This window comes from Pectobacterium carotovorum, from assembly GCF_033898505.1.
Lineage (GTDB): Bacteria > Pseudomonadota > Gammaproteobacteria > Enterobacterales > Enterobacteriaceae > Pectobacterium > Pectobacterium carotovorum_J.
The window spans coordinates 19,111-39,651 of record NZ_JAXAFK010000004.1; the positions used below are offsets into that span (position 1 = coordinate 19,111).

The window sequence follows — 20,541 nt, forward strand, 5'->3', positions numbered from 1 at the left end:
TCTTACCTCTTGGCTGCGGCTTGAAACGCACGATCCAGGTCGGCAACCAGATCATCGCCGTCTTCAATGCCGGTGGAAATACGCAGTAATGTTTCAGAGATACCCGCTGCGGCACGCGCTTCTGGCGCCATACCCGCATGCGTCATCGTTGCCGCATGAGAGATGAGGCTCTCAACCCCGCCCAGCGATTCCGCCAGCGTGAACAACTCCAGCGACGCCAGAAAACGCCGCAGGGTGTCTTCATCCCCATCCAGCTCAAAACTTAGCATAGCGCCAAAGCCGGATTGTTGACGGCGGGCAATATCATGGCCGGGATTATTTGGCAGTGAAGGATGGTACAGCGCCTTCACCAGCGGCTGCGTCTGTAAGAATTCAACCACCTGTTGCGCATTACGCTGCGCGGCCGCCATACGTGGCGATAAGGTACGCAGGCCGCGCAGCAACAGATAGCTGTCAAACGCCGCGCCTGTGACACCAATATTGTTCGCCCACCAGGCCAGTTCAGTGACAGTATCGGCATCTCTGGCAATCACTGCACCCGCGACGACATCAGAGTGGCCGTTCAGGTACTTGGTGCAGGAATGCACCACCAGATCGGCACCCAGCTCCAGCGGCTTCTGCAACGCCGGGCTCAGGAAGGTGTTATCCACCACGCTGACCGCACCCGCTTCCCGCGCGGCCTGACAAATCGCGGCAATATCGACGACGCGCAGCAGCGGATTGCTCGGGCTTTCCACCAGCACCAGCTTCGGCTTTTCTGCCAGCGCCGCGTTGAGCGCATCGGCATCACTTTGATCGACAAATTTGACGCGAAACGCGCCGCGTTTGCTCAGGCTGTCAAACAGACGATAGCTGCCGCCGTAGCAATCATGCGGCGCCACCAGCAGATCGCCGGGACGCAGGAACACCGTGCAAACCAGCATAATCGCCGACATTCCGCTGCTCGTCATTACCGCACCCGCGCCGCCTTCCAGTTCGGCAAGCGCACGCTGTACGACATCACGCGTGGGGTTACCGCGACGCGAATAGTCGTGTACGCGTGGCTGGTTGAATCCGGTAAAGTTATACGTGCTGGAAAGGTGAATGGGGGGGACGACACAGCCATACTGTTCATCATCATTTAACCCACTGCGGACTGCGATCGTTGCCTGTTTACGCGTCATCGGCTCATTTCCTGGCTGGAGGCTGAAAAGATAGGAACTTAAGAGTAAACGCAGTTTCAATAGACGTCAATACATCTAGACATCTAAACCTCTTTGCGTATAGATTGAGCACAGGCAGAATAACCGTTAGAATCGTGGCATTTCATGACAGATGCTGTCTTCATTAGATTAATTTTTAAGGTATCCCATGGCTGAGTGGAACGGCGAGTATGTCAGCCCTTACGCTGAACACGGTAAAAAAAGCGAGCAAGTCAAGAAGATAACAGTATCTATCCCACTGAAAGTATTAAAGATACTGACTGACGAACGCACGCGTCGTCAGGTGAACAACCTGCGCCATGCCACCAACAGCGAGCTGCTGTGTGAGGCCTTTCTGCACGCGTTCACGGGCCAACCGTTACCGAATGACGAAGACCTGCGTAAAGAACGCAGCGATGAAATTCCTGAAGCAGCGAAAATCATCATGCGTGAAATGGGTATCGACCCGGATACGTGGGAATACTGATCGCGTTTGCGCTATCGATTTTCTCGCTAGCCCCGCCTTCCCCGGCGGGGTTTTGCTATGCAGAGAATGCCCGCTCAATTCACCGCTCTCGTTAACATCCGCCGTCCTCTTCTTCCGACCGTTTCTTCTCAGCTCACGTTGTGAATCGGGATTGCATTTAATTTGTTATGTTATAACATATCATTTTTAACGTATAACGATGATATATCCACATCATGACAGAGCCTCTCTCCGCCAGACCCGTGCTGCTACAGCTGCACCATGTTTCCGTTGCCGACGCCAATCGCGCACCGAGGCTCAGTGATATTTCTCTGTCCATGCAGGCGGGTGAACGTTTAGCGCTGATTGGGCCCAACGGCAGCGGCAAATCCACGCTGCTACGCGTGTTAACCAGCGAACTCGGCACGACAACGGGGTACATCCATCTGAACGGCCAACCGCTGAATACGCTCAGCCGCCATGAGCGAGCAAAGCGCATCGCGATTCTGGCGCAGAACGATACGCCGGACCTGCGTCTGCGGGTCGCGGAATACGTCGCCTTAGGGCGGATTCCACACCACGGATTCAGCACGCCTGCGTACGATCGTCAGCTCATCGAAGAAGCGCTGGACGATACCGGATTATTACCGCTGCGCCATCGCCTGCTAGGTACCCTCTCCGGCGGGGAACGCCAACGTGCCGCGCTGGCACGCGCCTTTGCGCAAACGCCGCAGCTCCTGCTGCTGGATGAACCGACGAACCATCTTGATCCATTGGCGCGCGCACAGTTGCTGTCTCTGGTGCGGAAACGCGGTATTTCAACGCTGGCGGTGCTGCACGACCTGCCCCTCATCACCCCCTTTGCCGATCGCGTCGCCGTTTTGCAACAGGGCACGCTGCTCCGCTGGGGAACGCCTGCACACGCGCTGAGCGCCGACTGTGTGAAATCCGTATTTGGGATGGAGAGTTTTACGGTGCCACACCCGATAAACGGCTCGCCCATTCGCATCTTTGAAGCCCCTGAACTGCACTAAGGAATCATGATGAAAATAACGCTTCTGTCTGGACTGCTGGCATTGACGTCGTGCTGGGCACACGCCTCTGGTTTTCCGGTCACGGTCGACAGCTGTGGGCAACCGTTAACGTTCACCCAGCCGCCGCAGCGCGCCGTGATTCATGACCTGAATATGACGGAAATGGCATTTGCACTTGGGTTGCAAAAAAGTATTGTCGGGCTGACCGGTATCACTGGCTGGTATAAAGCGCCCCCTGACTTTATCAAGCAGCAGGGCACGATCCCTGAACTGGCAGCAAAATACCCCACGCTGGAAAACCTGCTGGCCGTACACCCGGATTTCTTCTTTGCAGGGTGGAACTACGGCATGAAAGTCGGTGGCGAAGTCACGCCACAAGCGCTGAAAAAATACGGCATTCAAACGCTGGTGCTTAGCGAAAGCTGCGTTTTCACCGAACCGCAGCAGCAGCGTCCGCGAGCTAGCATGGATCTGCTTTACGGCGACATGCTGAAACTGGGGAAAATCTTCGGTAAGCAGGAACAGGCTCAGGAACAGATTGATGGCTGGAAACAGCGCATTGCCGAACTGCAAACCCGTATTGGCGATCGGCCAAAGCAGACGGTTTTCCTGTATGACTCTGGCGACGATAAGCCGTTTACCAGCGGGAAATTCGCCATGCCAACCGCCATCATTGAGGCCGCGGGCGGCAAGAACGTCATGGACGATATGGCAACGAGCTGGGCCTCGACATCATGGGAAAGCGTAGCGGCACGCGAGCCTGATTTTATTATTTTGCTGGATTACCAGACGGGCAATGGCGCAGATGCGTTAAGGCGTTTTCTGGAATCACACCCGCTGATGAAATTTACCCCCGCCGTACAGCAGCATCGCTATCTGAAGCTGCAATATGCGGAGCTCACGCCGGGGCCGGCGAATATCGCTGCCGTCGATAAACTGGCGCACGCACTCTACCCGGATGCCTTTCAGTGAGTCCAACGTCTTCACGTTATGCGGTGACCTTCGTTATCGCGCTGCTGATACTGGCTGGGCTAATGCTGTTAAATATTGCGACAGGCAGCACGACGATTCCCCTCACGCAGGTCGCCAGCGTGTTGGGGCTATCGTCAGCAGACGTGTCGCCGATGACGTCACGTATCATTCTGGAACTGCGCATTCCCCGCAGCCTGCTGGCGGCGCTGTGCGGCGCGGGGTTAGCGATGGTCGGTGCCTTTTTGCAAACGGCAACCCGTAACGATCTAGCCGACCCTTTTCTGTTTGGCCTGTCTGCCGGAGCCTCGGCGGGGGCGGTTGCCATCATCACCCGTTTTGGCGAGCAGCTCGGTGACTGGGCGCTGCCGATGGCGGCTTTCTGTGGCGGTATCTTATCGGCCGTTGCCGTGACGGTGCTATTCCTGCTGCAACAGGCGCGGGGCGCAGAGCGCCTAATCATCTGCGGATTGGCGATCTCTTTTCTGTTCGGCGCACTGACGAACTATCTGGTATTTTCCGGCGATCAGCGGGCCGCCAGCTCGGTTCTTTTCTGGTCGCTGGGTGGGCTGGGCCTTGCCCGCTGGGACACGTTACCTTTTGCGGTGTTCAGCGTTCTGCTGCTATTCGGCCTCACCGCCTTACGCTGGCGTGCGCTCGATGCTCTGCTGGCTGGCGGACAAACGGCGGCCTCAATGGGGGTTAACCTGTCTCGTGTACGGGTGGAAATTTTCATCTGCTGCGCTTTTGCCACCTCGCTACTGGTCGCGCTGACTGGCGTGATCGGTTTTATCGGCCTGATGATTCCTCATCTGGCCCACCCGCTGAGCGGCGTGCTACACAAGAGGCTTCTGCCAATGACAGCCGTACTGGGTGCGATACTGCTGTGCAGTGGTGATTGGCTCAGCCGGCAGCTACTGGCGCCACAGGAATTGCCCATCGGGATTATTACGGCGGGGTTAGGCGGCGTCTTCGTTCTGGGGATGCTGGTAAAACGTCAGCAGGGTCACTGACATGCCAGAAACAACAAAGGCACCTGTCGGTGCCTTTGTCGAAAGTTACTATGTCAAAAGGGGCAATGCCAAAAAGGACAGTGCCAATTGACCAGTAAAACTTATTTTTTAGTGCCTGGTACGGAGAAACGCTTGTTGAAGCGGTCAACGCGGCCACCCGTTGCAACATCACGTTGTTTGCCGGTGTAGAACGGGTGGCATTCGCCACAAACGTCCAGGTTCAGGTCACGACCCACGGTAGAATGGGTTTTGATCACGTTACCGCAAGAGCAAGTTACAGTAACTGCAGAATAATTCGGGTGAATACCTTTTTTCATGGGGAAACCTCAGTTAAGGCCGTGTCGCTATCCAGCCCTGTTCCGCCAGACACCACACGAAAGTTGTATAAGTAAGTTTCATTATGCAAACGGCACAATGGCGGCGGATCATACAGAATCCGCTACCCTGATGCAATCGCATCCACACATTATCCCTCGCAGCATGTACACTAGCGCCTTGCGTTATTTTCACCCCGCGTCGCGCATGATACAGACCGCTCGGTTATGTCATTGATCGCCACGCAAATCACGTCGACTATCACGGAGAAGTTATGTCTGTCGCTCAGGTCGCTTTGCCCGTGCCATTGGCACGTACATTCGATTATTTGCTACCCGCAGGAGGCATCGCTCCGCAGGTCGGCGCGCGCGTCAGCGTCTCCTTTGGTAACCGTAAAGCGATCGGCATTATTACCGCGCTGAGCGACACCAGCGAACTTCCGCTTGAGCAATTAAAACCCGTGAATGACGTACTGGACGAGCAGCCTTTGTTTCCGCCCAGCCTGTGGCGCATTTTGCTGTGGGCCGTTGAGTATTATCACTATCCGATTGGCGAAGTGCTGTTCCACGCACTGCCGATCCTCCTGCGTCAGGGAAAACCTGCGCACCGAGCCCCGCTCTGGCAGTGGTTTGCCACCGAACAGGGTCGGGCGACGCCGCTCAGCACGCTCAAACGCGCCGTGAAGCAGCAACAGGCGCTGGCAGCCTTACTTCAGTCACCGATTTATCGCCATCAGGTAAGCGAAATCGGACTGACGGAAACGGCGTTGCAGGCGCTGCGCAGCAAAGGGCTGTGCGAATTGCAGGCCGCAGAGCAAACGCTTCGTGACTGGCGTCAAAGCTTTAGTCTGGCGACCGACCGGCTGCGTCTGAATACCGAACAGGCGACTGCCGTCGGTGCGATCCGCAGCGAAGATAACCACTTTGCCGCCTGGCTGCTCGCGGGTATCACCGGTTCGGGCAAAACCGAAGTCTATCTCAGCGTGCTGGAAAACGTACTGGCGCAGGGCAAGCAAGCGCTGGTGCTTGTGCCGGAAATTGGCCTGACGCCGCAAACCATCGCCCGCTTCCGCGAACGCTTTAACGCGCCGGTGGATGTGCTGCACTCTGCACTCAACGACAGCGAACGTCTTGCCGTCTGGCTACGTGCCCGCAGCGGTGAAGCCGCCATCGTCATCGGGACGCGGTCGGCATTATTTACTCCCTTTGCCCGTTTGGGGCTGATTGTGATCGATGAAGAACACGACAGTTCCTATAAACAGCAGGAAGGCTGGCGCTATCATGCCCGCGATTTGGCGGTGTTCCGCGCCAGAGAGGAAGATATTCCCATCGTGATGGGGACGGCGACGCCCGCACTGGAAACGCTGTATAACGTCCAGATCGGCAAGTATCGACGCTTGAATCTGACCAAAAGAGCGGGTAATGCCGCGTTGGCGAAACAGCACGTTATCGATCTGAAAGGACTGGCGCTGACGGCGGGGTTATCTCAGCCGCTGATTACCCGCATTCGCCACCATCTGACGAACGATAATCAGGTTATCTTGTTTCTTAATCGGCGCGGGTTCGCCCCCGTGGTGATGTGCCACGAGTGCGGCTGGATTGCAGAATGTCAGCGCTGCGATCACTACTATACCTATCACCAGCATCAGAAAATGTTGCGCTGCCACCACTGCGACAGCCAGCGTCCGGTGCCACAACAGTGTCCCAGCTGCGGCTCAACGAATATGGTGCCCGTCGGTCTGGGAACCGAGCAACTGGAGCAAAGCCTCGCCCCGCTATTTCCCGATGTCCCGATCACCCGCATCGACCGCGATACTACCAGCCGCAAAGGCGCGCTTGAACAACAGCTCTCGCAGGTCAGGCAAGGTGGCGCACGTCTTCTCATCGGCACACAGATGTTGGCGAAAGGCCATCACTTCCCTGACGTGACGCTGGTTGCCCTGCTGGACGTGGACGGTTCGCTGTTCTCTGCCGATTTCCGCGCAGCCGAGCGTTTTGCCCAGCTCTATACTCAGGTGGCAGGCCGCGCGGGACGTGCAGGCAAGGCAGGCGAAGTGGCGCTGCAAACTCACCACCCGGAACATCCGCTATTACAAACGCTGCTGCAACAGGGCTACGATGCCTTTGCCAGCCAGGCGCTTACCGAACGGAAAAGCGTCTTTCTGCCGCCGTTTACCAGCCATATCCTCTTCCGCGCTGACGATCACGATAATCAGCAGGCCGCCTTATTCCTCCAGCAACTGCGTAATTTACTGGAAGCGAGCCCGCTGCGGGACGAATCACTCTGGCTACTGGGGCCAGTCCCTGCTTTACAGCCAAAACGTGCGGGGCGCTTCCGCTGGCAGCTCTTGCTACAGCACCCTTCCCGAGCGCTATTACAAAAACTGGTCAGAACCTCAATGGCGCTGATCGGCACGCTGCCGCAGGCACGTAAAGTGAAATGGATGCTGGATGTCGACCCTACGGACGGTTAGCGTTTCCTGTTAGATCATTTCGGTTTTTTGCCACGCCTTTTTTGCGAGCGGCGTCGAGAACACGATATTCATCACACTTTCTGTGCAAATTAAGCAACAAAACCTGCGTTCAATCTGTTATCACTGTCTGCGCAGGCAGTATGCTGAGGCTGGTCGTGTACTGACGCATAGCGCCACTCCATCGGCACACTGCACCGAAAAGCGTTACCCGTCATCATAGAGAGTCAGCAGGCAGGAGCGTTCTGCTGACAGTCAGCGCCAGTTAACGCTGACGCAAGGAGAAAAGCGTTGAAGCAGAAGAAAGGCGTCACCACGGCGACGATGAAAGACGTGGCGGATGAGGCAGGCGTTTCCACCGCGACCGTCTCCCGAACGTTAATGAACCCAGAAAAAGTCTCTGCGACCACCCGCAGGAAGGTCGAGCAGGCCGTCATCGCCGTTGGCTATTCGCCCCACGCGCTCAACAGGAACCTCAAGCGTAACGAATCACGTACGATCCTGACGATCGTGCCGGATATTTGCGATCCTTATTTCTCTGAAATATTTCGCGGGATCGAGGAAACGGCAGCCGAACACGGCTATCTGGTGTTGATTGGCGACTGTGCCCACCAGCATCAGAAAGAAAAAACCTTCGTCGACCTGATTATTACCAAGCAGATCGACGGCATGCTATTACTCGGCTCTAATCTGCCGTTTGACGCAGGTCAGGAAGAGCAGCGTAATCTGCCGCCGATGGTGATGGCGAATGAGTTTTCACCGGATCTGGCGCTGCCCACCGTGCATATCGATAACCTGACCGCCGCCTTTGAAGCCGTACATTATCTGCATCAGGCGGGTCATCAGCGCATCGCCTGCATTGCTGGCCCGGAGCACATGCACCTGAGCCAATATCGCCTACAGGGATATATTCAGGCCCTGCGGCGCAACGGGATTCTCATCGATAACCAGTATATCTTTCGGGGCGATTTCACCTACGAAACCGGGATGAATGGCCTGATTGCGCTGATGCAGCACCCGCAGCCGCCTAGCGCGATTTTCTGTCATAGCGATCTTATGGCGCTGGGCGTGCTGGCGCAGGCCAGAAAGATGGGGCTGGATATCCCGCGCGACCTCTCCGTCGTCGGTTTCGATGATATTGAACAGGCGAAATACAGCTGGCCTCCGCTGACGTCTGTCGCCCAGCCGCGTTATCAGATCGGACGTGAGGCAATGCTGCTACTCTTAGAGCAGTTGCAAGGTAACACGGTACAAAGCGGTTCCCGTCTGTTGTCCAGCGAACTGGTTATACGCGACAGCGTCGCCGCGCCGAATTACGCCCGTAACAGGCTTTAAGACTTCAGGTGCTGGTCAAATATTTGAGGGTTCAGTAACATGACCCCCTAATTATGTTAATTACCTATAAATTCACAGCGAAACGACAGTGGCACAAAGAGACTACGTGAGCCGGGGACGTTCATCAGGGACGCGTCGGAAAACGACAAATAGCCGAAAAAAAGGCAAGACTTCAGGCGCATCCAAAACGATGATCGCACTGGCTGTTGCCGTTTTGGTCACCTTCGCGGGCGGTCTGTACTTTATCGCCCATAATAAACCCGATGAGTCCCCCGTTCTGCCGCATCAAAACGTGGGCAAAGGTAACGGACTGCCACCCAAGCCGGAAGAACGCTGGCGCTACATCAAAGAGCTGGAAAATCGTCAGTTGGGCGTCACAACGCCAACGGAGCCTTCTGCGGGTGGCGAAATTCGGTCGCCAGTGCAGTTGACGGATGAACAGCGTCAACTGCTGGAGCAGATGCAGTCTGATATGCGTCGTCAGCCAACGCAGCTCTCTGAGGTGCCGTATAACGACCAGACGCAGGTTCCGCGCTCTCAGGTAACGATTAAGCCGTCGACACAACCGATGCAGCAGCCACCTGTCGTGACGACACAGCCCACTACGCGGGCGCCTGCGGTCACGCAAACGACGCCTGTTGTTCCAAAGCAAGACATTCCAAGACAAGAAACACCAAGACAGGAAGCGCCGAAGCAACAGCCGGTCAAGCAGCCTGAAGCGCCAAAAGTCGAAAAAACGCAACGCTGGGCGATTCAATGTGGTTCCTTCAAAACCATGGATCCTGCCGAATCGGTGAGAGCGCAGCTGGCATTTGCGGGTATCGAAAGCCGTATCACCTCCAACGGTGGCTGGAACCGTATTATGCTGGGGCCTTATAACAACCGTGCTGCCGCAGATAGCATGATCCAACGCCTGAAAAGCGCGGGCGCATCAAACTGTATTCCTCTTGCCAGCGGGGGTTGAAAAACCCCACGCCTTCCCCCATCTATAACATCAATGCGCCCCGAATCATGCGGGGATCTTTTTCTTCAAACGGGGACTGACTCGTGACAACAATTGTAAGCGTACGCCGCAACGGCCAGGTGGTCATTGGCGGTGATGGACAAGCCACTCTGGGCAACACCGTGATGAAAGGCAACGTGCGTAAGGTACGTCGCCTCTACCATGACCGCGTCATCGCTGGTTTCGCAGGCGGCACGGCGGATGCCTTCACCCTTTTTGAGCTTTTTGAACGCAAGCTGGAATTGCACCAGGGTCATCTGGTGAAAGCCGCTGTCGAACTGGCGAAAGACTGGCGTACCGACCGTATGCTACGCAAACTGGAAGCCCTGTTGGCCGTCGCGGACGAAAATGCTTCTCTGATCATTACCGGTAATGGCGATGTCGTGCAGCCTGAAAACGATCTGATCGCTATTGGCTCCGGCGGTCCTTATGCGCAGGCCGCAGCGCGCGCTTTACTGGAAAACACCGAGCTGGGTGCGCGTGATATCGTCGAGAAATCTCTGGGGATTGCGGGCGACATCTGTATCTACACCAACCAGTTCCACACGATAGAAGAATTAGCCTCCAAGGCGTAAGGATCAACTATGTCTGAAATGACCCCGCGCGAGATAGTCAGCGAACTCGACAGCTATATCATCGGCCAGCATAAAGCGAAACGCGCCGTTTCCATCGCGCTGCGTAACCGCTGGCGCCGTATGCAGTTGGACGAAGCACTCCGCCATGAAGTGACGCCTAAAAACATTCTCATGATCGGCCCAACCGGCGTCGGTAAAACCGAAATCGCTCGCCGTCTGGCGAAACTCGCCAATGCGCCGTTCATCAAAGTGGAAGCCACCAAATTCACCGAAGTGGGCTATGTCGGTAAAGAAGTTGACTCCATCATCCGCGATCTGACGGATTCCGCGATCAAAATGGTGCGACTCCAGTCCATCGAAAAAAACCGCTTCCGTGCGGAAGAGATGGCGGAAGACCGCATTCTGGACGTGCTGATTCCACCAGCGAAAAACAACTGGGGGCAGGCAGAAAGCACGCAGGAGCCTTCCGCTGCACGCCAGGCATTCCGCAAGAAACTGCGTGAAGGCCAGTTGGACGACAAAGAGATCGAGATCGATCTGGCTGCCGCCCCTGTTGGCGTCGAGATCATGGCACCGCCGGGCATGGAAGAGATGACCAACCAGCTCCAGTCCATGTTCCAGAACCTGGCAGGCCAGAAGCAAAAAGCCCGCAAGATCAAAATCAAAGACGCGTTCAAGCTGCTGATAGAAGAAGAAGCTGCCAAATTGGTGAACCCGGAAGAGCTGAAGCAGCAGGCGATTGAAGCCGTTGAGCAGCACGGTATCGTGTTCATCGATGAGATCGACAAAATCTGTAAGCGTGGCGAAAGCTCCGGCCCGGATGTTTCTCGTGAAGGCGTTCAGCGCGACCTGCTGCCGCTGGTTGAAGGCTGCACCGTATCCACCAAGCACGGTATGGTCAAAACCGACCACATCCTGTTTATCGCCTCCGGCGCGTTCCAGGTTGCCAGCCCGTCCGATCTGATTCCAGAATTGCAGGGACGTCTGCCGATTCGCGTGGAATTGCAGGCGCTGACGACGGAAGATTTCGAGCGCATCCTGACAGAACCTAGTGCCTCGCTGACCGAGCAGTACAAAGCGCTGATGGCGACAGAAGGTGTGGATATTTCGTTCACGGCCGATGGCATCCGCCGTATTGCCGAAGCCGCCTGGCAGGTAAACGAAAGCACCGAGAATATCGGCGCGCGCCGTCTGCATACCGTGATGGAGCGTTTGATCGAAGACGTTTCTTACGACGCCAGCGAAATGAACGGTCAAAGCGTTACCATTGACGCAGATTACGTCCGTAATCATCTGGATGAATTAGTAGCAGATGAAGATCTGAGTCGATTTATCTTATAATCCGTTTTCGCGGATCGCACGATTAACGATAAAGTGGGAGGCGTTGGCCTCCCACTTTTGTTTCTGACGCCGCCATCACTGACTTTTCTTGTTTATAAACGGATGATTCACGCAATTGAATCGTCAATAAAAATTGAAGCGCACCATGACCTTATCAACCCATAGCAGCAAAACCAAAGCCTGGCTGGATAGTCTGCGTCCAAAAACGTTGCCATTAGCTTTCGCGTCCATCGTTACTGGCTCGGCGATTGCGAGCTGGCATAGCAGCTTTAAACCGGGCGTAGCATTACTGGCGTTGTTGACCGCCGGACTGCTGCAAATCCTTTCCAATCTGGCAAACGACTATGGGGATGCGGTAAAAGGCAGCGATACCGAGGACCGCATCGGGCCGCTGCGCGGCATCCAGACCGGGGCAATTACGCTGGCTCAATTGCGCAATGCACTGATCGTGACGGTGACGCTCACCATCATTTCCGGCGTGAGTCTGGTGATTCTGGCGTGTGAAAAGCCCGCGGATATCTTTGGTTTCCTGATTCTGGGGCTGCTGGCGATTTTCGCCGCCATCACCTATACCGTCGGTAACAAGCCCTACGGTTACATTGGGCTCGGCGATATCTCGGTGCTGATCTTTTTCGGCTGGCTCAGCGTCGCCGGGTCGTATTATTTGCAAACTGGCCACTTCGACAGCATCGTGATGCTGCCTGCTACAGCCTGCGGTCTGTTGGCGACAGCGGTCTTGAACATCAACAACCTGCGCGATATCGACAACGATCGCATCAGTGGAAAGAACACGCTGGCGGTACGCCTCGGTGCGGAAAAAGCGCGTTTCTACCACACGATGTTGCTATTGCTGGCGCCAGTTTGTCTCGGTCTGTTTGCAACGTTTTATCTGCACAGTCTGGCAGGTTGGCTCTTTATTCTGACGCTCCCGTTGCTGATTAAGCAGGCGCGCTATGTGCTGCGTGAAACCAGCGCATTCAGCATGCGTCCGATGCTGGAAAAAACGGTGAAAGGCGCGCTGCTGACCAACATTCTGTTCGCTGTTGGCGTGATACTGAGTTAGTGCGGGTGAAGTGAGCGCAGGCGAAAAGCGCGCGTATTTACTGATGCGCATCAAGTTAACATTTGATGATTTTGCCAACAGCCGCCAGAAAGGGATATACTCATGATTCCGGCGGCAAACAGACGTTAATCCTATGAAATACGATACTTCCGAACTGTGCGATATCTACCACGAAGAGGTGAATGTTGTTGAACCTCTGTTCTCTAACTTTGGCGGGCGTACTTCATTTGGTGGCAAAATCACCACGGTGAAATGTTTTGAGGATAACGGCCTGCTGTTCGATCTCCTTGAAGAGAACGGCCTTGGGCGCGTGCTTCTGGTCGATGGCGGAGGCTCCGTGCGCCGCGCGTTGATCAACGCGGAAATCGCCCGATTGGCGACGCAAAACGAATGGGAAGGCATTGTCGTTTATGGCGCAGTGCGTCAGGTTGACGATTTGGCTGAGCTGGATATCGGTATTCAGGCGATGGCCGCGATTCCGGTCGGTGCCAGTAGCGAAGGCATCGGCGAGAGCGATATTCGTGTCAACTTCGGTGGTGTGACCTTCTTCTCCGGTGACCATTTATATGCCGATAACACCGGTATTATTTTAGCGGAAGACCCGCTGGATATTGAATAATATCGTTAAATCTCCGCGTTTTTATTGCGGCAACTTCATCACAAAAAAGGGCGTATACGCCCTTTTTTATTTGGCTCAATCGATAATCAATTCCTTCGTCTGAGCCGGCAAGTCCTATCAGACTTCTTCCATTTTGCCTAACAGCGCGCGTAAGCGCTCTTGCCATACCACTTGCTCTTCTTTCAACTGTTCGTTCTCGCGCACCAGCGCTTCACGTGAACCAGCTGCCGCCTGAACATCCTGCGACAGCGCGTTGTTCTGCTCTTTCAGCTCTTCAATTTCCATTTGCAACAGCGTGATGGTATCAATCGCCTGCTGAACTTTCGCTTCCAGCTTTTCAAACACTTCAAATGACATTCTTCAAACCCCTTTTAATCGCAACAAGGCAAAGATCGGTTAACGCTGGCTTTCGGACTCTGCAACCAACACCCAACGGTGTCGCCATCCGCCCGTAAACATAATCCTGACCGCGGGACGGCTGGCAAGACAGACCATAGCGAAATTGTATGTAGCCAACCGCCACCTGTCTAGCGCACATCCCCCACTACACGAGTGTGGCAGCTTTTCTAACGTAACACTATCAGTACAAACTGAAAAACGGGCAGCGCGAGCTGAAAAACAGACTACGCAAACGGAAAAGCGAGTGGCATAGGTTGAAAACGACTCATGTTCGCTTCCTCATTACTCCTATGCTACCCAAAATAATTCAAATTGTAGGAAGGCGGCAATCGCACGAATCCCCAGGAGCTTACACCAGTAAGTGACTGGGGTGAGTAAGGGAAGCCAACGCACATACAGTTTGAAGTATGACGGGTAAGTGTTAATAAATTTAACCTGGGCGTTACTATCAACCTTGTGCGAAAAACCACGGCGAGTCATTTTATAAGCGAATACGCTCATTTTTTTGACGCGCAACACACATTTCAATTTCGATATTTCTCGTTTTCGAGCATTAACGATAAATTCACATCATAAATACATTTAAAACAGGGGATGCCACTAAGCGGTATCCTTAGACCTACCACTCTGTACGTTACCCAGCAGGAAAAAAATATGAGCCAAGCAGAACGTTCAACGCTAAAAGGCCAGTGTATCGCCGAATTTCTCGGCACTGGCCTGCTGATTTTCTTCGGTGTCGGCTGCGTCGCCGCATTGAAACTGGCGGGAGCCAGCTTCGGACAGTGGGAGATCAGCATCATTTGGGGTCTGGGGGTTGCGATGGCAATCTACCTGACCGCCGCGATTTCCGGTGCTCACCTCAACCCGGCCGTTACTATCGCCCTGTGGCTGTTTGCCTGTTTCGATGGACGCAAGGTGGTACCTTACATTTTGGCGCAAATTGCAGGCGCATTTTGTGCCGCCGCACTGGTCTACGGTCTGTATCACAATCTGTTTGTGGATTTTGAACAAGCCAACAATATGGTGCGCGGCAGTACGGAAAGCCTGAGTTTAGCGGGCATTTTCTCAACCTATCCGAACCCGCATATTTCCGTCATGCAGGCGCTGCTGGTTGAAACCGTCATCACCGCTATCCTGATGTGCCTGATTCTGGCGCTGACCGACGATGGTAACGGCATCCCACGCGGGCCGCTCGCTCCCCTGTTGATCGGTATTCTGATTGCTGTCATCGGTGCGTCCATGGGGCCGCTGACCGGCTTCGCCCTCAACCCGGCGCGTGACTTTGGTCCTAAACTGTTCGCGTTCCTGGCGGGCTGGGGCAACGTGGCCTTCACTGGCGCACGCGAAATTCCTTACTTCCTGGTTCCCATCTTCGGCCCGATTATCGGTGCCTGTCTGGGTGCCTTCGGTTATCGCGCACTGATTGGCCGTAATCTGCCATGTGATGTCTGCGAACCCGAGGCAGAAACTACCACGCGTCGTGAAAGCCGTTAAACTTAACGCCACGACCATCCTATTTCACGGTTAATCATTACAGGATTGGATTTATGAACCCGGAAAAAAAATACATTGTCGCACTCGACCAGGGCACAACCAGCTCTCGCGCCATCGTGCTGGATCATGATGCCAACATCGTTAGCGTTTCACAGCGTGAATTCACCCAGATCTACCCAAAAGCGGGCTGGGTAGAGCACGACCCAATGGAGATTTGGGCGTCACAGAGCTCAACGCTGGTCGAAGTGCTGGCCAAAGCCGACATCAGCTCGGATGAAGTCGCGGGCATTGGTATCACCAACCAGCGTGAAACCACCGTCGTCTGGGAAAAAGAGAGCGGCAAACCGATTTATAACGCCATCGTCTGGCAGTGTCGTCGTACCGCTGAAATTTGCGAAAAACTGAAGAAAGACGGTCTGGAAGAGTACGTTCGCAACACCACCGGACTGGTGGTTGACCCCTACTTCTCCGGCACCAAGGTGAAGTGGATTCTGGATCACGTTGAAGGCTCTCGTGAACGCGCTAAGCGCGGCGAACTGCTGTTTGGCACCATCGATACCTGGCTGATTTGGAAAATGACGCAGGGGCGTGTTCACGTCACGGATTACACCAACGCTTCCCGCACCATGCTGTTCAATATTCATACGCTGGAATGGGATACCCGCATGCTGGAAGCGCTGGATATCCCGCGTGAGATGCTGCCAGAAGTGCGCGCGTCTTCAGAAGTTTACGGCCAGACCAACATTGGCGGCAAAGGCGGCACGCGTATTCCTATCGCTGGTATCGCGGGCGACCAGCAGGCGGCGCTGTACGGCCAGCTTTGCGTCAACCCAGGACAGGCGAAAAACACTTATGGCACCGGCTGCTTCCTGCTGATGAATACCGGTAAAGAAGCGGTACTGTCCAAACACGGCCTGCTGACCACCATCGCCTGCGGCCCACGCGGCGAAGTTAACTACGCGCTGGAAGGCTCGGTGTTCGTTGGCGGCGCTTCTATCCAATGGCTGCGTGACGAGCTGAAACTGATCGGCGACTCAATGGACTCCGAATACTTCGCAACGAAAGTGAAGGACACCAACGGCGTCTATGTCGTACCGGCTTTCACCGGTTTGGGCGCGCCTTACTGGGACCCGTATGCTCGTGGCGCGATCTTCGGTCTGACCCGCGGCGTGAACGCGAACCACATCATTCGCGCGACGCTGGAATCCATTGCCTTCCAGACCCGCGACGTACTGGATGCCATGCAGGCAGACGCCGATACGCGCCTGAAAGCGCTGCGTGTCGACGGCGGTGCGGTAGCTAACAACTTCCTGATGCAGTTCCAGTCCGACATTCTCGGCACACGTGTGGAACGTCCGGAAGTGCGTGAATCTACCGCGCTGGGTGCAGCTTTCCTGGCGGGTCTTGCCACGGGATTCTGGAACGATCTGGACGAAGTGAAGAGCAAAGCTACAATTGAGCGCGAATTCCGCCCCAGCATCGAAACGGTGGAGCGTAACTACCGCTACAGCGGCTGGCAGAAAGCCGTGGCCCGTGCCCGTAACTGGGAAGATCACGACGCGTAATCCGCCAACTCATCTATCCACATCGGGCGCGCCTGTCGCGCCCGTTTTTTCCCTATCGCTCAACCGCCACTCTCCCCCGTTGTGATAAAATCCTTGCCCACATCCTAATGTTGCTCGTTTAAGAACCGAGATACCGGGGCGACCACAGTGCGAGGTGTCCCTGCGGGAACCTCATCACCGTGTTTCCCCTATAAAATGCAAACGCATTTTAAATGCCACTTGTGGCAGCCCGTCAGGGCGAGCACAGGAACTGGGCGAGTAATTCCATGCTTAAGTGGCTAACATGAGGCCGCTCCTTTTCCCGATCGACAATAGACAGGTATTTATGAAACGTGAATTAGCCATTGAGTTCTCGCGCGTCACCGAAGCAGCCGCGCTGGCAGGCTATAAGTGGTTAGGTCGTGGCGACAAGAATGCCGCCGACAATGCCGCCGTACAGGCGATGCGCATCATGCTGAATCAGGTCAATATCAACGGTCAGATTGTCATCGGCGAAGGGGAAATCGACGAAGCGCCCATGCTGTTCATCGGTGAGCAGGTCGGCACTGGTAAGGGTGATGCCGTAGACATCGCCGTCGATCCGATTGAAGGCACGCGGATGACGGCAATGGGTCAGGCGAATGCGCTAGCCGTGCTGGCCGTTGGCGAAAAAGGAGCGTTTTTGCACGCACCAGACATGTACATGGAAAAGCTGATCGTCGGGCCCGAGGCGAAGGGGTCGATTGACCTCAATCTGCCGCTGGCGGACAACCTGCGCAATATCGCGCTGAAGCTGGGCAAACCGCTCAGCCAGTTAACCGTGACTACACTGGCTAAACCGCGCCACGATGCCTGCATCGCGGAAATGCAGCAGTTGGGCGTGAAAGTGTTCGCCATTCCAGACGGCGACGTGGCCGCATCCATTCTTACCTGCATGCCAGACAGCGAAGTTGACGTGCTATACGGCATCGGTGGCGCACCAGAAGGTGTGATTTCAGCAGCCGTGATTCGCGCGCTTGATGGCGACATGCAAGGGCGTTTGCTGGCACGTCATCAGGTTAAAGGCGATAGCGCTGAAAACCGCCGTATCGGTGAAGATGAGCTGGCACGCTGCCGACAAATGGGCATCGAAGCCGGCGGCGTTCTCAAGCTTGATGACATGGCGCGTAACGATAACGTGATTTTCTCCGCGACCGGCATCACCAAGGGTGATTTACTGGACGGGATCGCGCGTAAAGGCAACATGGCCACCACGGAAACGCTGCTGATCCGCGGCAAATCCCGCACGATCCGCCGAATTAAATCGACACACTATCTGGATCGCAAGGATCGCACGCTGCACGAATTTTTGCTGTAGCAGGTGATTGCCCGGCTGACTGATTGTTTCACAGTTGTTAATAAATAGCGTATCTTATACGCACAAATAGTGGCGTCGATACCCTAAATAATTCGAGTTGCAGGACAAAACGTTATTGTTTTTAACAACGTACATGCAGCTTGAAGTATGACGGTATAACAGGAGCAAAAAAATATGGCTGAATGGGTGACAGGCAAAGTAGTTCAGGTGGAAAACTGGACAGAAAGTCTGTTTAGCATTCGGGTTCATGCGCCCGCCGATGCGTTCACTGCCGGGCAGTATGGCAAACTGGCGCTGGAGATTGAGGGTGAGAAAGTGCAGCGCGCTTATTCCTACGTAAATGCGCCCAGCGATCCCACGCTTGAGTTCTATCTGGTCACCGTACCGGAAGGCAAACTCAGCCCCCATCTGCATGCGCTGCAGCCCGGCTCAGAAGTCATGATCGTCAAAGAAGCTGCCGGCTTTTTCGTGCTGGAAGAGGTTCCTGATTGTGAAACGCTGTGGATGCTGGCAACAGGGACGGGCATTGGCCCTTATCTGTCAATCCTTCAGGAAGGTAAGGATCTGGAGCGCTTTAAGAATATCGTGCTGGTTCACGCCGCTCGATTCTCACACGATCTGAGCTACCTGCCGCTGATGCAGCAATTACAGCAGCGCTACCACGGCAAGCTGCGTATTCAAACGGTAGTCAGCCGGCAAGAGGAAACAGGCTCGCTGACAGGCCGCATTCCTCAGCTTATCAGCAACGGTTCGCTGGAAGCTGCCGTGGGCTTGCCGATGGATGCGGCAACCAGCCACGTCATGCTGTGCGGCAACCCACAAATGGTGCGCGACACCCAGCTGTTGCTGAAAGAAGAACGGCAAATGACCAAGCACCTGCGCCGCAGACCTGGTCATATGACTGCCGAAAACTATTGGTAAACAGCCGGTTATTTTAATTAGCGGCGGAAGCGAAACGGCTCCGCCTCTACGCCAAACCGGTTTTCCCCTTTTGTTCCGAGGAAAACGCCGCAGTCGAGCAGCGTCATCACAACAATCAGGATCGGCAGGAAGCGGCCAATTCCCCACTGCCAAATGGATGAGAACATCGTCCAGTTCCCCGAAGCCAGCATCCATGCCACTACTAACAGCAGCGCCCACCAGCCGCTTTTATTACGGTCGTGCAGCCGTTTCACCATAATCGCCGCCGTCGGCCACAGTAATACCACCAAACCAAACGCCGTCGATTGCGTATCCAGCCAGCTTTGGCCGGATAGCGTAAACAGCACCGCCATCAGCGCGACCCAAATAGCCATCCAAAGCCAGAAATCACGACGACCGACTCGGCCTTTAAACGAGAAGCACCACTGCTGTAATGTCATTAACGATAACGCCCTGAATTGTCGGCCTGTCTGACCGAATTAATCTGTATTTTACGCTGGCTGATTTTACCTCAACCTAGACAGTTGCCCGCAATCTTTACGCGATTTTTGTCAGCCACGTGCGATTTCTCACAACGACGTACTATTTTTGACAACGACGTACAAATGCCGCTTTAATCAAACGTATTCCGCCGTTATTGGCCTGGACATCTTCTGAAGTGGCTGACCCGAATCCCTATGACACGAAAACGCATCGCTTCACTTTTGGTTTTATCATCGCTGGTGCTGTACCAGACTCACGCGGCAGCCGACCCGACGTTCCCGCCTAAACCCTCAGCCAATGCGCCTTACCTGCTGGCCGGAGCCCCAACCTTTGATCAAACCATCACGCAGTTCCGTTCCCGTTACAACCTGAGCAACCCAACGCTGCCGATCGGTGAATTTCGGGTTGTCGACACCGGTAATATCACCAGCATGCTGACCCGCGCCGCCAGCCGAATCAACGACCACCTCTATGCCTCAACCGCGCTGGAAAAAGGCACTGGGAAAATCAAAACGCTGCAAATCACCTGGCTACCGCAGCCGCAGAGCGAACAAGAAACCACGGCGCGTCGTAAGCAGGCCATCGACTATATGGCTGCGCTGGCACGCACGTTCGCCCCGTCGCTGACGGAAGAACAGAGCGTGAAAAAAGTCACCGAACTGCTGGAAAAAGGCAAAGGAAAGCGCTTTTATCCGCAAACGGAAGGTGCCTTGCGTTATGTTGTTGCAGATGATGGCGAAAAAGGGCTAACTTTTGCTGTTGAACCGATTAAGCTAACGCTATCTGAACCGTGATCAACACGGTAATTCATGACGAAAAACAGAGCCACGGTCACATTTCGTCTCTATACTGTGGGCAGGTCATATTGCCTGATGGCAGTAAAATTTATGCACTGCTTCACTAACGCATTGATTTATTAAATTTTTATTTATTAATGCCTTGATTCATTCGCGATTCCG

20 protein-coding genes are annotated in these 20,541 nt (G+C 54.8%); 16 read left to right on the top strand and 4 right to left on the bottom strand.

Annotated elements, in window-relative coordinates; genetic code table 11:
* Nucleotides 1-2 precede the first annotated feature (2 nt).
* On the bottom strand, nt 3-1,163 hold the full coding sequence (metB, locus tag R9X49_RS17230) for a cystathionine gamma-synthase (protein ID WP_319849589.1): 1,161 nt from the start codon (nt 1,161-1,163) through the stop codon (nt 3-5).
* A 187-nt stretch (nt 1,164-1,350) separates the two neighbouring features.
* On the opposite strand from metB, the gene metJ reads away from it, so the two are divergent.
* From metJ to R9X49_RS17250, 4 genes are all read left to right on the top strand, one after another.
* Nucleotides 1,351-1,668, top strand: a complete 318-nt coding sequence (metJ, locus tag R9X49_RS17235; protein WP_005973355.1) for a met regulon transcriptional regulator MetJ — start codon at nt 1,351-1,353, stop codon at nt 1,666-1,668.
* A gap of 215 nt (nt 1,669-1,883) precedes the next feature.
* Nucleotides 1,884-2,681, top strand: a complete 798-nt coding sequence (locus R9X49_RS17240; RefSeq protein WP_319849591.1) for an ABC transporter ATP-binding protein — start codon at nt 1,884-1,886, stop codon at nt 2,679-2,681.
* A gap of 9 nt (nt 2,682-2,690) precedes the next feature.
* Nucleotides 2,691-3,653 (top strand): ABC transporter substrate-binding protein, encoded by a 963-nt coding sequence (locus R9X49_RS17245; protein ID WP_319849592.1) that lies wholly within the window; start codon nt 2,691-2,693, stop codon nt 3,651-3,653.
* A complete protein-coding gene (locus tag R9X49_RS17250; RefSeq protein ID WP_319849593.1) occupies nt 3,650-4,663 on the top strand; it encodes an iron ABC transporter permease in 1,014 nt (337 codons plus the stop codon). Before R9X49_RS17245 ends, R9X49_RS17250 begins: the two co-directional genes overlap by 4 nt.
* Before the next feature lie 101 nt (nt 4,664-4,764).
* Here the strand turns inward: R9X49_RS17250 and rpmE are convergent, their stop codons facing one another.
* On the bottom strand, nt 4,765-4,980 hold the full coding sequence (rpmE, locus tag R9X49_RS17255; protein WP_012772907.1) for a 50S ribosomal protein L31: 216 nt from the start codon (nt 4,978-4,980) through the stop codon (nt 4,765-4,767).
* 272 nt (nt 4,981-5,252) lie between these two features.
* On the opposite strand from rpmE, the gene priA reads away from it, so the two are divergent.
* The 7 genes from priA (at nt 5,253) to rraA (ending at nt 13,384) form a co-directional block, all read left to right on the top strand.
* Entirely contained in the window at nt 5,253-7,451 is a 2,199-nt protein-coding gene (gene priA / locus R9X49_RS17260) for a primosomal protein N' (RefSeq protein ID WP_319849594.1), read from the top strand.
* Nucleotides 7,452-7,772: 321 nt separating this feature from the next.
* Nucleotides 7,773-8,783: a DNA-binding transcriptional regulator CytR gene (cytR, locus tag R9X49_RS17265; protein WP_413775897.1), complete on the top strand. Its 1,011-nt coding sequence runs from the start codon at nt 7,773-7,775 to the stop codon at nt 8,781-8,783.
* Between the two features lie 88 nt (nt 8,784-8,871).
* Entirely contained in the window at nt 8,872-9,747 is an 876-nt protein-coding gene (gene ftsN, locus R9X49_RS17270) for a cell division protein FtsN (RefSeq protein ID WP_319849596.1), read from the top strand.
* Nucleotides 9,748-9,830: 83 nt separating this feature from the next.
* A complete protein-coding gene (hslV, locus tag R9X49_RS17275; protein WP_005973334.1) occupies nt 9,831-10,361 on the top strand; it encodes an ATP-dependent protease subunit HslV in 531 nt (176 codons plus the stop codon).
* Between the two features lie 9 nt (nt 10,362-10,370).
* Entirely contained in the window at nt 10,371-11,702 is a 1,332-nt protein-coding gene (gene hslU / locus R9X49_RS17280; protein WP_319849597.1) for an HslU--HslV peptidase ATPase subunit, read from the top strand.
* A 145-nt stretch (nt 11,703-11,847) separates the two neighbouring features.
* Nucleotides 11,848-12,765, top strand: a complete 918-nt coding sequence (locus R9X49_RS17285; protein ID WP_319849598.1) for a 1,4-dihydroxy-2-naphthoate polyprenyltransferase — start codon at nt 11,848-11,850, stop codon at nt 12,763-12,765.
* A 133-nt stretch (nt 12,766-12,898) separates the two neighbouring features.
* On the top strand, nt 12,899-13,384 hold the full coding sequence (gene rraA / locus R9X49_RS17290) for a ribonuclease E activity regulator RraA (protein WP_180743875.1): 486 nt from the start codon (nt 12,899-12,901) through the stop codon (nt 13,382-13,384).
* Between the two features lie 117 nt (nt 13,385-13,501).
* Here rraA and zapB read toward each other — a convergent pair whose 3' ends face one another.
* Nucleotides 13,502-13,741, bottom strand: a complete 240-nt coding sequence (gene zapB, locus R9X49_RS17295) for a septal ring assembly protein ZapB (protein ID WP_010281529.1) — start codon at nt 13,739-13,741, stop codon at nt 13,502-13,504.
* 696 nt (nt 13,742-14,437) lie between these two features.
* Between zapB and R9X49_RS17300 the strand changes: the two genes are divergently transcribed.
* The 4 genes from R9X49_RS17300 (at nt 14,438) to fpr (ending at nt 19,099) form a co-directional block, all read left to right on the top strand.
* Nucleotides 14,438-15,277 (top strand): MIP/aquaporin family protein, encoded by an 840-nt coding sequence (locus tag R9X49_RS17300; RefSeq protein ID WP_319849599.1) that lies wholly within the window; start codon nt 14,438-14,440, stop codon nt 15,275-15,277.
* 53 nt (nt 15,278-15,330) lie between these two features.
* Entirely contained in the window at nt 15,331-16,842 is a 1,512-nt protein-coding gene (gene glpK / locus R9X49_RS17305) for a glycerol kinase GlpK (protein ID WP_319849600.1), read from the top strand.
* A gap of 325 nt (nt 16,843-17,167) precedes the next feature.
* Nucleotides 17,168-18,178, top strand: coding sequence for a class II fructose-bisphosphatase (gene glpX / locus R9X49_RS17310; RefSeq protein WP_319849602.1), 1,011 nt, complete (start codon nt 17,168-17,170; stop codon nt 18,176-18,178).
* A 174-nt stretch (nt 18,179-18,352) separates the two neighbouring features.
* Nucleotides 18,353-19,099 (top strand): ferredoxin--NADP(+) reductase, encoded by a 747-nt coding sequence (gene fpr / locus R9X49_RS17315; protein WP_319849603.1) that lies wholly within the window; start codon nt 18,353-18,355, stop codon nt 19,097-19,099.
* Nucleotides 19,100-19,116: 17 nt separating this feature from the next.
* Here fpr and R9X49_RS17320 read toward each other — a convergent pair whose 3' ends face one another.
* Nucleotides 19,117-19,539 (bottom strand): DUF805 domain-containing protein, encoded by a 423-nt coding sequence (locus R9X49_RS17320; protein ID WP_319849604.1) that lies wholly within the window; start codon nt 19,537-19,539, stop codon nt 19,117-19,119.
* A gap of 237 nt (nt 19,540-19,776) precedes the next feature.
* Between R9X49_RS17320 and R9X49_RS17325 the strand changes: the two genes are divergently transcribed.
* Nucleotides 19,777-20,376: a YiiQ family protein gene (locus tag R9X49_RS17325; RefSeq protein ID WP_319849605.1), complete on the top strand. Its 600-nt coding sequence runs from the start codon at nt 19,777-19,779 to the stop codon at nt 20,374-20,376.
* Nucleotides 20,377-20,541: the final 165 nt, after the last annotated feature.

Bases quoted from the DNA above. Each gene is read 5' to 3' on its own strand.
- metB (WP_319849589.1), bottom strand. From the start codon at position 1,163: ATGACGCGTAAACAGGCAACGATCGCAGTCCGCAGTGGGTTAAATGAT.
- metJ (WP_005973355.1), top strand. From the start codon at position 1,351: ATGGCTGAGTGGAACGGCGAGTATGTCAGCCCTTACGCTGAACACGGT.
- R9X49_RS17240 (WP_319849591.1), top strand. From the start codon at position 1,884: ATGACAGAGCCTCTCTCCGCCAGACCCGTGCTGCTACAGCTGCACCAT.
- R9X49_RS17245 (WP_319849592.1), top strand. From the start codon at position 2,691: ATGAAAATAACGCTTCTGTCTGGACTGCTGGCATTGACGTCGTGCTGG.
- rpmE (WP_012772907.1), bottom strand. From the start codon at position 4,980: ATGAAAAAAGGTATTCACCCGAATTATTCTGCAGTTACTGTAACTTGC.
- priA (WP_319849594.1), top strand. From the start codon at position 5,253: ATGTCTGTCGCTCAGGTCGCTTTGCCCGTGCCATTGGCACGTACATTC.
- cytR (WP_413775897.1), top strand. From the start codon at position 7,773: ATGAAAGACGTGGCGGATGAGGCAGGCGTTTCCACCGCGACCGTCTCC.
- hslU (WP_319849597.1), top strand. From the start codon at position 10,371: ATGTCTGAAATGACCCCGCGCGAGATAGTCAGCGAACTCGACAGCTAT.
- R9X49_RS17285 (WP_319849598.1), top strand. From the start codon at position 11,848: ATGACCTTATCAACCCATAGCAGCAAAACCAAAGCCTGGCTGGATAGT.
- rraA (WP_180743875.1), top strand. From the start codon at position 12,899: ATGAAATACGATACTTCCGAACTGTGCGATATCTACCACGAAGAGGTG.
- zapB (WP_010281529.1), bottom strand. From the start codon at position 13,741: ATGTCATTTGAAGTGTTTGAAAAGCTGGAAGCGAAAGTTCAGCAGGCG.
- R9X49_RS17300 (WP_319849599.1), top strand. From the start codon at position 14,438: ATGAGCCAAGCAGAACGTTCAACGCTAAAAGGCCAGTGTATCGCCGAA.
- glpK (WP_319849600.1), top strand. From the start codon at position 15,331: ATGAACCCGGAAAAAAAATACATTGTCGCACTCGACCAGGGCACAACC.
- glpX (WP_319849602.1), top strand. From the start codon at position 17,168: ATGAAACGTGAATTAGCCATTGAGTTCTCGCGCGTCACCGAAGCAGCC.
- fpr (WP_319849603.1), top strand. From the start codon at position 18,353: ATGGCTGAATGGGTGACAGGCAAAGTAGTTCAGGTGGAAAACTGGACA.
- R9X49_RS17320 (WP_319849604.1), bottom strand. From the start codon at position 19,539: ATGACATTACAGCAGTGGTGCTTCTCGTTTAAAGGCCGAGTCGGTCGT.
- R9X49_RS17325 (WP_319849605.1), top strand. From the start codon at position 19,777: ATGACACGAAAACGCATCGCTTCACTTTTGGTTTTATCATCGCTGGTG.